Genomic DNA, 16,923 nt, shown 5'->3' on the forward strand with positions numbered 1-16,923 from the left:
GGATATTTTGCCGAATGATTTGAAAGTGTATCTAGAACTTAGATGTATTGATGAATGGAGAACTAATGATGGAGATTTACGGAGATATTTTAGCTTTGAAATTTATTTACCAATCCCACAGATTGATGAAACAACAACGGTTGAAATTATGAGGATCTTGGGGGACCATGATTCACTACTAGAAGAACAAATTAATTCTAATATCGATGATGAAGAGAACACTTATTTCGATCGTTTTTTAGAAGACAAGGACGAAACTGCAAAGTTAGTTATAAAAGAGGCACTAGTTAAAACAAGGAGGTATAAAAAATCAATAATAAACGACTTGAAAAAAGAGTACGAAGGAAAATGCCAAGTATGCCAATATACTTCATACCCTGAACATCACATTGATATTGTTGAAGCACATCATATTGACTTGTTTTCCAAAACAATCGACAACTCACCCCAAAATATAGTGATTCTATGTCCAAATCACCATCGTTTGATACATACTGGAAATTTCGTTTTTAATAGAGCAAACTTAAGTTTTATGAATAATAGTTCTACACTTAAAATTTCTTTAAATAAACATTTATAGATACCGTTGACCCGCATGCGTGACGTTCGCAGACAATGAGTTAGGATATTGGTGTATGCTTAAAAAAATAGAAGAATATTTATCCGAACGTGGAAAATAGTCCCGTTTGTTCGCATGATCGGCTCGAGCGAACGAACTGAGGGATCCACAACGATTTGAATCCTTTGATAATTACTGCAGAATAGAGCATCATTGTACGTCATAACATGACCTGTGGGCCACGCTCGCCCCAAAATGCCAAACTATTCAATTGCCAAACAGTACCTTGTAATTCAAGGTGCTGTTTGTTATCTTCACCACGGAGTGCAGTTCAAAATTTGGCGGTTTTTCATAAATCCCAAGACCACGGTAATGGGAGAGCGGCTTAGAGGGCACGGGATATCCTTGTAGCCTAAAATGGGAGTGGTGGTGCGGCATCTATCCGATCAAACCACCATACCTGAATGTATTGAAAATACGATAGGTGTAAGATATTATGACGATAGGAAAATATTGGATCTGCAGATTGAGAAGTTAGGGGGAAGAAATATGTCTTTGTTATTGAAATCAATTGAGCAGATTACTGAGCAGGACATTGAAAGTCTTGTAACAGATCTGGTACCAGAGAGCCGCGTTTTAGATTACAAAGAGACAATGCCGAACCTTCAAGTTGGTGACGAAAAGCGCGAGTTCGTTTATGACGTTAGCGCATTTGCTAACGGAGGCGGTGGAGAGCTTATTTTCGGTATAGCGGAGGCAGCAGGTCGTCCTGATAGAGTGGTAGGTGTCTCTATAGGTAATACTGATCAACTTATTCGACAGGTCGAAGATATTATTCGTACCAATGTGCAACCGCGTATATATGGCATTCAGATACGTGCAGTCCCACTCTCAACTACGGGCAATTACGCTTTAATAATCCGAATACCAAATAGTCTCAATTCTCCACACATGGTGAATATGGGAGGCACGACGCGATTTTACACCAGAAATTCGGCCGGTAAACATCCGATGGATATCACAGAAATTCGTTCCGCAATTCTATCTAATGCAGGCATCTCCGAAAGACTAAGAGATCTGCGCTTAACTCGTATAGCAAAAATAAAAGCAAATGACGGCTTTATGACTCTACAGTACAGACATAGTGCGGTTGCCGTCCATCTGGTACCCTTCAGTGCATTTAGTAACGACTTATTAGATGTTTCAACCTTTAGAGATCAGTCAACCCGACTATGGGCACTTTCCACGACTGGCTTAGACTACAAATACAACTATGACGGGTTCATCACGTTTGCCAAATGGTCCGCAGATGCCCATCCGCACACCTATACGCAGCTGACTAGACATGGCATAATCGAAGCAGTTGAAACAGGGTCACTATTACGAGTTGAAGAGAACGGCAGGCGAATCATTTACTCTTCAGGAATTGAACATGAAATCATCATTCAAACATCAAAATATTTCGGTGTGTTATCTAGCTTAGGCGTACAACCGCCGATCGTGCTGATGGTTAGTTTGCTTGGTGTTAAAGACTTTGCCATTTTTGAAAGGGATTCGATCATATTTGGAGACGATAATCGAATCGATAAAGAGGATTTACTTTTGCCTGAGATCGTGATTGAAACCATGCCGGCAAATCCGGCTGAGCTAGCGCGTTTACTCCGACCTGTCTTTGACACCTATTGGAATGCCGCGGGCTATCCTGCTTGCAGGAATTATAATGCCGATGGCGATTGGATAGAACGAAGGTAATGCAATCAATCGCCTATACCGTTTGGAGACAACGCAAAGGGGCACAAGAATAATTATTATAACAAGCTATTAGTCACGTTGTAGAGGCATATAAGAGCGAAAAGAAGATTGGCTTCCCCTTTGGCGGGGGCAAAGGTAGAGTAGTCACAGGGGCCGTTGGAACGCTTCTGACGTTGGGTAGAGCGCAAAGTAGTGATGAAGTAGAGAGGATTGCGAAAAGTATTCTTCTGGTAGTTAGCATTAAAACGCCTCATCCTTAGTAAATGGAGAAATATTTCGTCAATAGATACCAAAAGTGGCTGCCGAATATTGGTGGCCATTTTTTATTATCTATTTCTAAAATATCAAAATAATGTCTAAGTTACATATTGAAAGTTTCTAACATGAAGGTGCAATAAATGATTAATATCGGGTTTATTCGACATCTTTTTTAATTTGATTAGAATATAATGCATTCATACGAGCAATATCGAAAACTATATCTAATAGAGGATTGAGGATAAATAATATGTACCTCGAAAAAGTACGGATTTGGAACTGGAGAAGATTTGGTGGGGGCAACGCCAGTAAGCCTGCAATAGAGATTTCATTCAATAAACATCTGAACGTTTTATTAGGGGAAAATGACTCGGGTAAAACAGCAATAATTGATGCTATGAGGATAGGCCTAAATACCAATAGCCAAGATGTAAATTGGCTTAGAGAGATAGATTTTTATGATATTGATAATCCGATAAAGATAGAATATGTATATTGTGAACTGTCAGTAGAGGAAGAAGCCTATTTTTTTGAATGGGTTCATTTTGTTAAGGATGTATCTTATTTGAGAGTGTTACTTGAAGCAGAACAAGTGCAAGATCTTAATAAGAAAACAAGGATTACAAAAAATGTTTCTGGTGGAGAGGAAGGTAGGGAGATTCCACTTACAGATGATGTTAAGCAACTATTAACAGTTACATATTTAAAACCATTGCGTGATGCAGAAGTGGAATTAAGTCCAGGGAACAGATCTCGATTTGCACAGATACTAAAGAGTTTAAGTGTTTTTCAAGAAAATGATGGTGCATCCAAAAAGGAAATAGAAGAAATTCTGACAAAAGCATTTGAAGATGTTCAAAATATTATTGACTCTCCCGTTATTGGAAAAATGCAGGACTTAGTTGAGTCCTTTTTCGATAAGACACGTAAGAGGAATCCAATGATTCTTCCGAAAAACATGAAATTTGATGAGTTTTTAAAAAAGCTAGAACTAAATTTAGGTGAGATAGGGAGCGGATTAGGCAGCTCGAACTTACTATTTATGGCAGCAGAATTATTACTTTTAAGTGACAATAAATTCGGTCCTCAAATAGCATTAATTGAAGAAATCGAAGCACATATTCACCCACAGTCACAACTGAGATTGATTAAATACTTTGAAAGGAAAAGCAAAGAGGAGGGAATTCAATATATTCTGACGTCTCACAGTCCTATTTTGGCTTCCTCGATAGCTTTGGAGCATGTAATCCTTATTTACAGCAATGCGGCATTTTCAATGAAGGCTGGAGAGACACTTCTTGAAAATAATGACTATAAATTTCTTGAACGTTTTCTAGACTCTACAAAATCCAATATGTTTTTCGCTCAAGGAATCATATGTGTCGAAGGAGATGCTGAAAATTTATTATTACCTGCAATTGCAGAAGTGGTAGGAAGGTCATTGCATGATTATGGCGTTTCCATAGTGAATGTTGGGAATTTAGCCTTTAAAAGGTACTCATCTATTTTCTTAAGGAAAAATGAACCTAAACTCGACTTTCCTGTTGCTATTGTCACTGATTTAGATTTAAAACCTATTTCATTTTATGACATCGGATACATCTGTTATTTTGAAATTGATATTAACACTGAGACAAATATAAAAGCCTTTTTTAAAACGGACAAACTAGATATTACTTCACTCGTTGGGAAATATGATACATATTCTAAATTAGTGAATAAAATTAGTAAGATTATTGGTAGAAAAATAAACTCGGACGAAGAGTTACATTTAATAAAATCTCTTTCTAGTATAAATACACTAAAATATAAAGAAATACTCACAGATAAAGATATAAATCTTAAAATTAACTATAAACATGATACCGAAAAAACGAAAGTCTTTATAAGCTCACCATGGACACTAGAATTTTCAATAGCAGAGAGTGGATTGTCAGATTTTTTACAAGATGCAATCCTAGAAGTTCATTACATTGAAGAGAGTAATAGGACTAGAAAAAAAGCTGAGTGGTCTAATGTTACAAATAATGAAAATAAAGCAGTGGAAATATACAAATTTGTTCTTCATCATGAAATATCAAAAGCGGCAATTGCGCAACTTCTAGCCTATAATATCCTGCAGAAGAAGGGAATAGTAGCGGAAATTATAAAAAAAGATGAGAAGTTAAAATATCTTTATGACGCAATCCTTCATGTAACGGGAGGTATATAAATGTTCTTTAAAGAAGAAGAATTTGAAATGGTTGAATCAGCTACATTAAATGGGGGGCGTTTCAACGAAAATCAAAGAAGGTTTATTGAGTTACTAGAGTCTAAATATATTATTGCGGGACCAGGAGTGGGTAAAACAACCTGCTTATCAGCTAAAATAGTATTATTGTTATTAGAGATTATGAACAACAGTTCAAATGAAGCAATATGTATAATTACAAAAACTAATGTTGCTGTTGACGAAATCAATAGAATTCTAAAGAACATGGGACTTTCTAAAATAAAACATCCGCATTTTGTTGGAACGGTCCATCAGTTTTTTAATACCTTCTTAGCTACACCTTACATTAAGGAGTATTTAAATCCTAAAAATTTTCGGTTCGATAATGAGAAAGAATACTCTGCAATAATAAAAGGCTTAATGAAGAAGAGCTCGTATTTCTCGAAATGGCCGGAAGGTGCTCAGGACGCAACTCGAGTAAGAATTGAAGATAGTAAATTGGTATACGATGAGTCATTAAAAAAAATAATACTTTCAAACACAACTAATTGGGATAAGTTTGATAAGTATGCCAATCATATGTTTGATATAAAATGGAAGTTAAAGGGTCTGGGATTCTTTGGTTTTGAAGATATATTTCTTTTCTCTCAAGCAGCGATGAATAATTCCCGGAATATTTCCTTACTAAGGAAAAGATTTAAATATATTTTTATTGATGAATTTCAAGACACTGAAGTTAGTAACATAAATTTAATAAATAGACTTTTTGCTGATCAAGTCAATATATTGCAATACATAGGAGATCCAAATCAAACTTTAGATTTCGATGGGGAAATTCCACGAGTTGAAGGTAAAAAAATATTTGAATTAAATATTTGTAATAGGTTTGGTGAAAATATTGGGAATCACTTACCAAATATAATTAAAGGAGTAAATTTAAAGTGTTTAGAAGTGAATTACTCATTTAACCCCTTACTTCTACTGTATAAATCAAAAACAGATTTAATTCCATATTACGAAGCAATGTTCTCAAAGTATCTTTCGGACGCGAAATTTGCAGGCGATAAGAGAAAAGACACCATTTTGGCAATTCAAAATAATACTATTCTAGATTTTCAAAGAACAGATTCGGAGAGCAGTACTACAGGAGGATACAAAATTAAGGCAAATGAGTCATTTACTGCTCACATTATTAAAATAATTAATGATACTTTGTATAAGAAACTTGCAGAAGCTGGGATTAATGATAGTTCTATAAAAGAGTGGATAAAAGTTCATCTCCTACAATTAGAAATTAAGAAATGTTTGGTCAAAAGTATTAAGAATGGAACGTTAGATATAAAAAGTATTAATAGTATCTTGAATGTCATTTTAGAAGAAAAATGCTCTCAAAAAATATATTCTACTAATGATGTATTTAATACAATTTCGGCAATTATAAAGCAGATGAAAGGGGATGCCTCTTCGGTAAAAGGCGAGAATAAATTTAAATTTAGTACTATTCACTCAGCAAAAGGTGAGACACATAGATCAGTCTTGCTCATTGATTCTGAAAAAGATAAAAACCCGAAGATTCACACGAGAATGCTGAAATCGTTTTATTGTGAGGACAATGAGGATTTTAAAGAAAGTTGGGTACAACGAAATCTTCTGTATGTTGCAATGAGTAGGCCTACTCGATTATTCGCATTCGGAATGGATCAATCTTGTCTGAATGAAGAAGAAGTTGAGATGTTTAAATCAAAGGGGTGGGATGTTGAGTATACTTATCCTGTTGATGAAAAATTTGCTGAAAAAGCATTCGCTTTAAATCTTTAAAAGAATAAAATCGGTAGTGGCTGCATTTGGAATGCTAAAAATTCATAGGTGTAAGTTAATAATTTATATTACGGAATGTGATAATCAAATGAGTAAAATAAAGAAAAAATCGACTATATAATCTGCCATGAAACCTGGTTGAAGGGGCCGTAGGGAAAGCATCCTATGGCTTTTTTGTTATTTACAGAGAATCGAAATTTTAACTTGGATAACGAATACGCGTTCGGTATATAATAAATAACGCGAATACATGTTCGTGATTGGTTTGGGAACAGTTATGCATCGCTGGCGGCAAGCGGAATGACCACTGCGGGAGCTAAGAGAGTTCGTGTACATGTAGGGATACAATCGTTAGCAGCCGGAGGCAGCGGTACATTCTATGTAGATGACATGTTCTTTAAGTACGGTTTAGAACAGAATCTAATGGGCAACTCGAAGTTCGAGCAGAGCGCTGGTACGACCGGGTTGGCGGACGGGGGGTTAGCTTGGGTATATAATGCGACGACGAGCTACCAAGTGGTAAATACCCCAGTAACATCAGGTATGCAGGCCCAAAAGTTAACAGCCAGTAATATGGCACAGGGGGTCTTGCATATGTGCTGCAAGACTTGGCAGTGGATGAAAACAAGCCGTATGCAACAGGTGGACAGGTACGAATTGAAAGTTTGAATAATGCAAAAGTGTTCTTGTTAGTGCAGTTCTTTGATGTCAACGGAGGATTGATTAGCCAGCAAACACAGGACTACCCGTCAGCGTTTGGGAACAGTTACGCATCGCTGGCGGCAAGCGGAATGACCCCTGCGGGAGCTAAGAGAGTTTGTGTACATGTAGGGATACAATCGTTAGCAGCCGGAGGCAGTGGTACGTTCTATGTAGATGACATGTTCTTTACTTTAAGTTGATTAAATGAATAATTACCCTAGCCCAAGGACTGAACTCAATGAAATTGTAGCGATAGTCAACTTGAAAATTTGAAAGCTCAGACTAAAAAAGAGGATTGAATTGAATTAAGCGGCGATCACTACTCTGTTTTCTACCAGGGAGTGGTCGCTGATTTTTTTCTAAAAGCGGATCTAGTTATAGTTCTTTAATGTTACGACGATATATGTTTGTGGGTCTCCACTTCGCTATCAGGCTTCTCAAGATAAAGGCTTCTCCGCTTTAAGTTGGGGGAGAAATGTCGTTATGAAAATAAGTTTTTATTTTGAATGTTTTTCTGGGGTCCCTGCTCCAGTTCGCACATCGATAATTATCGGTCATAAATTTCTTTCTAACAAATTCTCTTTGTTTCCTTAACAAAATAATAATACCTTTTGCCTGATTTTACGTTTGGTTTGCAGCAGGCTCGATATGTCCGCATGCAAGGAACGAAAATGCGAATGGTGAAGAAGAACGGGATGTACCGTAAGCAATTTGCAGACATTTTTTCGCGTCCTAGTCATGCAATAATTACTTCAAAGCGAAATGTGCATAAATCGAGAAATTAAGCACATTAATTATTTTTGCACATGTTCGAAATGCTGAATTCCCCCCATTCAAACGGGACTTTTGATGATTTTAGGATTAATGAACATTTATTTTTTGTAGATATATTGGTCCGGACGAGCTGAAATCACATGACAAATTTATTGCTAAGTACGAGCTGCCGTTCCTCTTACTTTCAGACACGAATCATAAGGTAGCTGAGAAGTATGGGGTATGGGCGCTGAAAAAGCTGTATGGCCGCGAGTATATGGGCATTATTCGATCGACGTTTCTAATTAACGAAAAAGGATACATCGTGAAGGAATGGAGTAAAGTGAAGATTAAAAATCACGTACAGTCTGTACTGGATGCAGTGATGGAAATGGCGTAGATCGCTATGAATCTCGCATTCATCATATCTTTCTAGTAGTGTTACGCGGAACAGCTTCCTCCATATAGGAGGATTATGAATGCCAAAGCGATGCTTCTCCTTGCGGAGAGGGATCGTTTTTTTCGAAATATAAGAATTTATATGTTTTACATAATAAGTCGGCTATATTTTTCCATAAACGCACTCGTCCTAAGAGGACGGCGTAGTCGTTTATTTCATGTCATACTCTTGCGCTTCCGTCCATATAATCTATCAGATGTCAAAATGATAGAACATGCGGAGGGATCATCGGATGCGCTTACAGGTACAAGCTCCAAACAACGGACGACTACGTTTTCAAATCATGATGGTTGTTGTTTTACTAGTTTCACTTTTGGTTGGTATGATGCCGGCCAAAGCCGCGGACAATGAAGGGGATCCAGCCGTACAAGAGGCGTTTGGGCAGCTTCAAGCAGGGAAGCGACTGAAGAGTGAGAGAACTTACGTAACACCGGAGCAGCCTACTGTGTATCTGACATTTGATGATGGTCCTAGCAAGTTGACGAATCAGGTGCTGGATATTTTAGATAAAGAAGACGTCAAGGCAACGTTCTTCGTACTTGGTGAACAAGCGAAAGCGCATCCTGCTGAGCTCAAAAGAATCGTAAAAGACGGTCATGCCATCGGCAATCATACCTATAATCATGTTTATAAAGAGCTCTATAGTGATTTTCAAACCTTTTGGAATCAAATTCAGCGCAGCGAGGACGTTATTTCAGATATTGTGGGGATACGACCTCAACTCGTACGAGCGCCTGGCGGGACTGCTACGAATTTTGATGCTAATTACTTCTACCTTCTGGAACAAGCCGGTTACATGGTACATGACTGGAATGTCGACAGTGGAGACTCCAAGAGAGCGAACGTGCCGGTAAATGAAATTTGGCAGACGGTGAAGGCTTCCCCCCTTGATCACGAGATCAACATTCTGTTTCACGATGGAACGGGGCATGAATCTTCCGTCCAAGTATTACCTCAAGTGATTAGCTATTACAAAAAGCTAGGATACGCGTTCGCTACGTTGACGGAACAAGTGAAACCTAAACAATTCACCATCACGAAACCGAAGTGGTCGCGGAATATGAGTTTGAAGCATTTTCAAGAGCTGGTCGAACAGACGCAGCAATATGCAGTCGCTCATCCGAGCCCATCCGATCTTGTGAAGCAGGCAGAGGAAAAGCGCCTCGCTCAGAAGCTAGAGGCCGAAGCTGAAGAGAAGGCTAAAGCGAAGAAGGAAGAAGAAGCGGAGGCTGCCCGCATTCTCGCCAAGCAAGCTGCCCTGCCGTTGCAGGTTCATGTGCTCGGGGGTAATACATTTACCATAGAACCTTCCATTTATAAACTGCATGCGAATCAAATAGAATTGCCGCTTCGCTATCTGATCGAGAAGATGGGTGGGAAAGTGGAGTGGCAAGCGGATACGAAAACAGCAAATGCCCATTACGGCATTTATGATATGGACTATGATCTCGTGAATAGAAGCATTAGTTTGTTCACTTTAGGCAAGCAAACAGCCTCTTATTCGTTAGCGGATATGAACATGGAGGATAATCAAATTATCGTACCTCTGCGCAAAACTATCGTATCACTCGGCGGACGAATTACGAATGCTGTGATCGATCCCGACTACCGTGAGGTTTCTATGGCGCTGCGTCCCCTCCACTTTTTCAAAGAAAATAATAGTATTCTCAAAAACTCTCTATTTGCAATGGGAGGATAATGTCTAAAAGAGTAGAGAGCTGGAAAAACTAGAAGCATACCCTTATAAAGGAGGCTTCTTGTCTATGGCATCGAAAACCCGAATATTCGATCAACCGCAGCCTCTTGTGGAACGGATGATCATGAATGTAGAGAAAGTGATAGTTGGCAAAAGAGAAACGATAGAGAAAGCTTTTATAGCGATGTTAAGCGGCGGGCATCTACTGCTAGAGGACGTTCCTGGTGTTGGCAAAACCATGCTAGCACGCGCACTAGCCAAAACGATCGGTTGCGAGTTTAAGAGAATTCAATGTACGCCAGACTTGCTTCCTTCGGATGTGACCGGTGTTTCTGTTTTTAATGTAAAAAGCAATGAGTTTGAGTTTCGGCCAGGGCCTTTAATGACGTCTGTGGTACTTGCGGATGAATGTAATCGGACCTCTCCGAAGACGCAGTCTGCTTTCCTTGAAGCGATGGAAGAAAAACGAGTGACCATTGACGGCATAAGTTATGAACTGCCAAAGCCTTTCGTCGTCATAGCGACACAAAATCCGATGGATTATGAAGGCACATATGCCCTGCCGGAAGCGCAGATGGATCGCTTTATGATGAAGCTTTCACTGGGGTATCCGACGCATGATCAAGAGATTCTGATGTTGGATCGACTGCAGGATCGTCACCCGTTGGAAAGCTTGAAGCCTGTTATTGTACAGGATGAGTTTGTGCAATTACAGAAAGAAGCGGCCATGATCCATGTGGATAACACGTTAAAAGATTTCATCGTTCGCTTAGCATTAGCGACGCGAGATCATGCTGATTTTTACATAGGTGCAAGTCCGAGGGCGTCTTATGCTTTGATGCGTGCTGCACAAACGTCGGCTTATGTGAAAGGGCGAACATTTGTTGTTCCAGATGATATTAAAGATTTGGTTTTACCTGTGTGGACGCACCGGCTTATTCTCACTTCGGATGCGCGCATGATGGGCCGTTCGGCAGATCTCATTCTTCAGGGCTTACTAGATGGCATGCAAACACCAGTTCTTCGTTATGTCACAGCGAAGTAGGGGGCATGACATGAAAAGCTGGGGGAAGACGACGCTATTGCTCGTAAGTTGTGTGTTGGTAATCTTTTTGGCGTATCGCCAAGGTGGATTTGCTGCGTGGTATCTAGGCATCTGTTTATCATTGATCTGGATACAGGCAGGATTTTTTTATGTATTTGCACTGAAGGGTTTGAACTTGAATCGGCGCCTGTCAGGTGACGTGTTTCTCGCTGGTGAAGATGTGACGATTGTGCTGGAGATTCAGCATCGTTCCTGGGTTCCCCTACCGTGGCTGCTGTTGAAAGAAACTTGGATTCATGAAGGAAACGGGAGAAAGCTGACGTACAGCAAGCTGCTTTTCCCTTGGTTTCAGAAGTCGATTTTGCTGCCTTACAAAATGACTCATCTCATGCGAGGCAGCTACCGCTTTGCTCACCTTGAAGCGGCGGCAGGAGATCTCTTTGGCTTCGCGCTTCGCAAAGTAAAGAGGGAAGATTTACATCGTTATGTTGTGTATCCACGGCCGGATGCATTGGGACGAAGCGGGATGACCTTTCAATCGGAGGAAGGTTCTTCAACGCTTAGTTCAAAGGCCGAAACGCCGCTGATCAGCTCCGTTCGCGACTACGTCAGCGGTGATCCGTATCACCGCATCCACTGGAAATCGACGGCTCGTCTGAGCCGTCTGATGACCAAAGACCCCGAGCAGGCCGCCTCCACGAAGTGGATGCTGCTGCTCGATGTCACGCCTGCGGCGGGCCCAGCAGAAGCGGCACAGCCGCTGCTGGAGAAGGGCGTCGCCCTCGCGGCGGGCTTCTTCGAAGCCGCCGCCAATGGGCGAGAGAGCTGCGGCTTCGCTTGCAGCTCCTCTAGTGCAAGGCGAATCGCACCGACGATTCGCCCCGATCTGACGCTCGCGTACGAAGTACTCGCGAGCGTTGGCGGCAAGCCCGCCCTGTCCTTTCCTGACCTCGTCAGGAAAGAGGCGGCAGACTTGCCGCTGCATGCGTCGATGCTGTGCATCACATCGACGCTGGATGTGGCTCTGGTGCGCGCGATCGCAGATAGCGGCACCAGGCGCAGAGCCGTGCACGTGATCTACGTGCACGCGCGGCCTTCCCTCTCGGTCGCAGAGCGAGAGGGGGCTTCCCAGCTGCAAGCCGCAGGCTGCAGCTTCACGGAAGTGCCGCATCCGCAGAGCCAGTGGCCAAGGCAAGGGGGTGTTGCGGATGCAACCGCTTGAACCACGCCGCGGGCTGCCTGCGCGCTCTCGCACTACGCTTTTTAAAAAGTCTCGCTCAGGCACTTCACGATCTCGCACCTCGATTTCAGGCAGTTCGCCATTGAATTCGTCGTTGCACGCAGGCATCTCACACGCTAGCAATCCACAAGCCAATCCTTCCCACCCAGACACATCATCCCGTTCATCCCGTAATCCATCACAGCTCATCTTCCGCGCAGACAACCTGCCGCAGGCACACAATAGTCTCTTCCGAGACGGCCTCATCACCTTGCTGCTCTTTCTCCTTCTCTCGGAATGGCTGCGACCTTTGGCTTGGATGGGCGATGAGTTGATCCAAATTGGACCGATTCTTGTTGTGTTTGCATTATGTCTTGCACTCGATTGTTTCCGGGTCCCTTATGGATGGGGATGGCTGGCGAAGTGCAGCATTATCTTGGTTTTTATAGGTTATATGTTTAACCGCGAGACCTTGCTTGCTGGGGGATGGATCCTCTCGTTGGCGAGAACGCTCGTCCAAGACTTTGTCTATATCGTACAGGCTCATTTTGATCTGATTAGCGGTGAAATGCGCACGCTCCTGTTCCTAATGGGTTGGGCATTGCTGCTTTCGGTCGTGCAAGCACTTATGCTCCAAAGACAACACAGTCTTTGGTTTGTAATGGCTACCTTGATCTATCTCGTAGGCATACAGCTCGTATTAGGGGCAGATACCGTTCAAGGAATCATACGCACATTAGGTTATGGGCTGCTCCTGATGGCTCTTCTCAATCTGTCAAGAATCGAACAGACGTATCGTGTGACGACTATACGTTCACGTAGTTATTTGCAATGGCTGATCGTAAGTGTGATCGTCGTGGGCATATTGTCTGGCGTTGGTTGGTTGTCGGCCAAGCAAACCGAGTCCGAGCCTTTGATGAAGCCAGTAAGTTGGGCGCATTGGTATGATCGTTTGTTTGAGCTTTATGAGGAGGAGACGGGAGTAAGTCCATCTGTGGCGACTTCGGGATATGGCCAGAACGATACATCCTTAGGCGGTCCACTCCAAGTGGACACTTCGCCAGTGTTTACGGCCAAAACCTCTGAACTCACCTACTGGCGCGGCGAATCCAAAAGCTTCTACGATGGCAAAGGCTGGACCCAGCCTACTCAGAAGCTGGAACCTTTCGTGGCCTCTAGTTCATTGGCGACAGCTCCAGTCATTGAGCAGGAGATTTTGATGAATGAGAAGGCAGCCAATAAACAATTGTTCGTAGGTGGTCAACTGCGGAGTGTTGACATGCTGCTGAGTGAGAAAGGGAGGCCGATTTCGTCGGGTAGTCTGCTAACTTCCGAAAAGAGTGGCTTATTGACCTTACCGGAGATCGCTGACCCTCTATCCTATTACAAAATCACCGTTCAACCGATTAAAGAAAATCCAGATCTGTTGAACACAGATATCGCAGCTTATCCAGAAGAGATCACTCGGGAATATTTGCAATTACCAGAGTCGTTGCCGCGGACGGTACGAAGCACGGCTGAGCAAGTCACCGAAAATCGGTTGACGCCTTATGCCAAAGCAGTAGCGATCGAGCAATATTTGAGCCAAACTTTTCCCTACAGTCTCGAAAAGCCTACCAATCCTAGCCGCAGCGAGGATTTCGTCAGTCATTTCCTGTTCGTTGATCGAACAGGGTATTGTGATCATTTTTCCACGGCTATGGTTGTTATGCTTCGTTCTGTCGGTGTTCCCGCTCGGTGGGTGAAGGGGTTTGCTCAAGGAACAGTTGACGCTACCGATGACAATGGGCTGCATGAGGTTATCGTTCGCAATCAAGATGCGCATTCTTGGGTTGAGGTCTATTTCCCGTCGATGGGATGGGTGCCATTCGAACCGACACCTGGTTTCTCAGGAATATCCGTGGATCAACCGCGAGATATGTTGACGACGGCAACGATGGAGCAGCTAGGGATGACAGCTTCCCTTACGAATACACCTGTGTCGAGTTCCGTCATCTCCAAATCGAGTGAATGGTTGCACACGATGAAGAATAATCTCATCCAAATGGTAAAGGCTTATAAGAGTACCGTTTTCGTTCTTATTTGCAGTATCTGCTTGCTTGTTGGCATCTATTTCGTACTAAGACGCCAAGGATACTTGTTGCGTAGAACGGTGGAGTTCCCGAGTTACAACAATGGATCTCCCAATAAGCACCATCCTCTGACGCCGTATATGGATCGACTGTGGAGACAGCTTTTCCGCAAATACGGTGCTAAGCCTGCCAATCAAACGGTTCGCGAATATGTCATTAATCTTCAAGTGACCCATGAAGGGCAGCAACAGGCACTGATGGCTTTCGCTCACATCTATGAAAGTGTCCGCTACGATCCAGCGCGTGCTTTTGCCTATTCGAAGCGGGAAATTACAGCAATTTGGAAAGCCATTCAAAAGACACATTAAATCCCCTTTACATCCTAGGTGCCTAATGTTTAAAATTAGTACCTAGAAATAGCGGTAAGTGGACAAGGGTTCTACCCAATCTTCAATCGCTATGAACCTAGGAGGTCGGATATGAGTAAACCAAGTGAATTGATCGTCGTTTTAGATTTTGGAGGCCAATATAACCAACTGATTGCAAGACGAATCCGTGATTTAGGCGTTTACAGCGAATTGCTGCCGCACAATACAACGGTTGATAAAATTCGTGAGATTAACCCTAAGGGGATCGTGTTCTCCGGCGGACCTGCAAGTGTTTATGGCGAAGGAGCTCCTTCGGTTGATGCTGGCATTTTCGATTTGGGTATTCCGATCTTAGGCATTTGCTATGGGATGCAGTTAATTGCTCACCAATTGAACGGGAAAGTTGAACGCGCACATACGCGTGAATATGGGAAAGCAGATCTAGAGTTCTCGAACCAAAGCCCACTAGTTAAAGGCCTAGAGGCGAAACAAACGGTATGGATGAGCCATGGTGACCATGTTTCCGTACTACCTGATGGCTTTGTGATTGAGGCTAGCACAGAATCACTTCCAATTGCGGCAATGAGCAACCGTGATCGCAAAATCCATGCGGTCCAGTTCCACCCTGAGGTTCGTCACTCTGTTCAAGGGAACGAAATGATTCACAACTTCATCTATGAAGTGTGTGGTTGTGTCGGCGATTGGACGATGTCATCCTTCGTGGAAGATATGATTAAAGAACTTCGTGCAGAAGTTGGCGATAAAAAAGTGCTTTGCGCACTTAGCGGCGGCGTAGATTCCTCCGTTGTTGCGATCTTGCTTCATAAAGCAATTGGCGCGCAATTGACGTGCATGTTCATCGACCATGGTCTACTTCGTCAAGGTGAAGGCGAAAGCGTTATGGAGACGTTTGTCGGCAAATTTGATATGAAAGTTGTCAAAATCGACGCGAAAGACCGCTTCTTAGGCAAATTGGCTGGTGTAGCGGATCCGGAGCAAAAACGTAAAATCATCGGTACCGAATTCATTCGCGTGTTTGAAGAAGAATCAAGCAAGTTTGATGACTTCACTTTCTTGGCGCAAGGAACGTTGTACACCGATATCGTAGAAAGTGGTACAGCTACCGCACAAACGATCAAGTCGCATCATAACGTTGGCGGTCTGCCGAAAGATATGAAGTTCAAGCTGATCGAACCATTGAAAACACTATTCAAAGACGAAGTTCGCAAAGTAGGCGAAGAGTGTGGTCTTCCTTCCGCAATCGTGTGGAGACAGCCATTCCCAGGTCCTGGACTAGCTATTCGTGTTTTAGGTGAAGTTACTGAGGATAAGCTGAAAATTGTTCGTGAATCCGACGCCATCCTGCGCGATGAAATCGCGAAAGCTGGCTTAGATCGCGAGATCTGGCAGTACTTCACGGCACTTCCAGGCATGAAGAGTGTAGGCGTTATGGGCGATGCTAGAACATATTCCTATACAGTAGGTATCCGCGCGGTTACATCCATCGACGGTATGACAGCTGACTGGGCGCGTATCCCGTGGGATGTGCTTGAGAAGATTTCCGTCCGTATCGTAAATGAGGTTGAAAACGTGAATCGTATCGTGTACGACATCACTTCGAAGCCGCCAGCTACGATCGAGTGGGAATAGGTTGGAAGTGTAATCAACACCAATAGTGTGAAAGAAAGACTCTCTTCGAGCTGTAGACCAGCTGGAAGAGAGTCTTTCATTTTGAGCGATATGAATGGATAAATATGTTACATTAATAGGAACTACAAATAAATTGGAGTACCCATGGAGGAATGGTTATGGTAATAATTGCAACGATCTTGGTCGGTTTAGTTGCACTTGAGCACATGTATATCCTAGTACTGGAAATGTTCCTATGGACGACCCCGCGCGCCATGAAGTCGTTCGGTATGACGAAGGAGAATGCCCAGATCACGAAAAGTTTGGCTGCCAATCAAGGGCTGTACAACGGTTTTCTGGCGGCGGGTCTTGTATGGGGG

At 42.5% G+C, this 16,923-nt stretch carries 12 protein-coding genes and 1 pseudogene (1 of these 13 only partly in view); all 13 read left to right on the forward strand.

The annotated features are described in order from the left end of the window. Window positions 1-7: 7 nt before the first annotated feature. Window positions 8-580, forward strand: coding sequence for an HNH endonuclease (locus ACSQ8P_RS03035; protein WP_436233850.1), 573 nt, complete (start codon window positions 8-10; stop codon window positions 578-580). Window positions 581-1,108: 528 nt separating this feature from the next. Then, window positions 1,109-2,311 carry an AlbA family DNA-binding domain-containing protein gene (locus ACSQ8P_RS03040; protein ID WP_436233851.1) on the forward strand — a complete coding sequence of 401 codons (1,203 nt, stop codon included), beginning with the start codon at window positions 1,109-1,111 and terminating at the stop codon, window positions 2,309-2,311. A 508-nt stretch (window positions 2,312-2,819) separates the two neighbouring features. Continuing rightward, window positions 2,820-4,781, forward strand: a complete 1,962-nt coding sequence (locus ACSQ8P_RS03045) for an ATP-dependent nuclease (RefSeq protein ID WP_436233852.1) — start codon at window positions 2,820-2,822, stop codon at window positions 4,779-4,781. Then, complete coding sequence (locus tag ACSQ8P_RS03050) at window positions 4,782-6,599, forward strand: UvrD-helicase domain-containing protein (RefSeq protein ID WP_436233853.1); 1,818 nt, start codon at window positions 4,782-4,784, stop codon at window positions 6,597-6,599. Window positions 6,600-6,899: 300 nt separating this feature from the next. After that, window positions 6,900-7,268, forward strand: coding sequence for a hypothetical protein (locus ACSQ8P_RS03055; RefSeq protein WP_436233854.1), 369 nt, complete (start codon window positions 6,900-6,902; stop codon window positions 7,266-7,268). Beyond that, complete coding sequence (locus ACSQ8P_RS03060) at window positions 7,265-7,501, forward strand: hypothetical protein (protein WP_436233855.1); 237 nt, start codon at window positions 7,265-7,267, stop codon at window positions 7,499-7,501. The genes ACSQ8P_RS03055 and ACSQ8P_RS03060 overlap by 4 nt, the downstream gene beginning before the upstream one ends. Window positions 7,502-8,190: 689 nt before the next feature. Continuing rightward, a pseudogene (locus ACSQ8P_RS03065) lies at window positions 8,191-8,454 on the forward strand (peroxiredoxin); the annotation flags it as partial. Between the two features lie 292 nt (window positions 8,455-8,746). After that, window positions 8,747-10,213, forward strand: coding sequence for a polysaccharide deacetylase family protein (locus ACSQ8P_RS03070; RefSeq protein ID WP_436233856.1), 1,467 nt, complete (start codon window positions 8,747-8,749; stop codon window positions 10,211-10,213). Between the two features lie 64 nt (window positions 10,214-10,277). Beyond that, the gene (locus ACSQ8P_RS03075; protein ID WP_436233857.1) at window positions 10,278-11,255 is read left to right on the forward strand and encodes an AAA family ATPase; all 978 of its coding nucleotides are present in this window, start codon (window positions 10,278-10,280) and stop codon (window positions 11,253-11,255) included. 10 nt (window positions 11,256-11,265) lie between these two features. After that, entirely contained in the window at window positions 11,266-12,477 is a 1,212-nt protein-coding gene (locus ACSQ8P_RS03080) for a DUF58 domain-containing protein (RefSeq protein ID WP_436233858.1), read from the forward strand. After that, on the forward strand, window positions 12,464-14,914 hold the full coding sequence (locus tag ACSQ8P_RS03085) for a DUF4129 domain-containing transglutaminase family protein (protein ID WP_436233859.1): 2,451 nt from the start codon (window positions 12,464-12,466) through the stop codon (window positions 14,912-14,914). The genes ACSQ8P_RS03080 and ACSQ8P_RS03085 overlap by 14 nt, the downstream gene beginning before the upstream one ends. A 111-nt stretch (window positions 14,915-15,025) precedes the next feature. Beyond that, the gene (guaA, locus tag ACSQ8P_RS03090; protein ID WP_436233860.1) at window positions 15,026-16,564 is read left to right on the forward strand and encodes a glutamine-hydrolyzing GMP synthase; all 1,539 of its coding nucleotides are present in this window, start codon (window positions 15,026-15,028) and stop codon (window positions 16,562-16,564) included. 158 nt (window positions 16,565-16,722) lie between these two features. Continuing rightward, window positions 16,723-16,923, forward strand: the 5' portion of a protein-coding gene (locus ACSQ8P_RS03095) for a DUF1304 domain-containing protein (protein WP_436233861.1). 162 nt of this gene lie beyond the right edge of the window; only the first 201 of its 363 coding nucleotides appear in the window; the start codon lies at window positions 16,723-16,725; its stop codon lies beyond the right edge, outside the window.

The sequence above is a fragment of the Paenibacillus sp. LjRoot153 genome (assembly GCF_964253085.1).
Taxonomy (GTDB): Bacteria; Bacillota; Bacilli; order Paenibacillales; family NBRC-103111; genus Paenibacillus_E.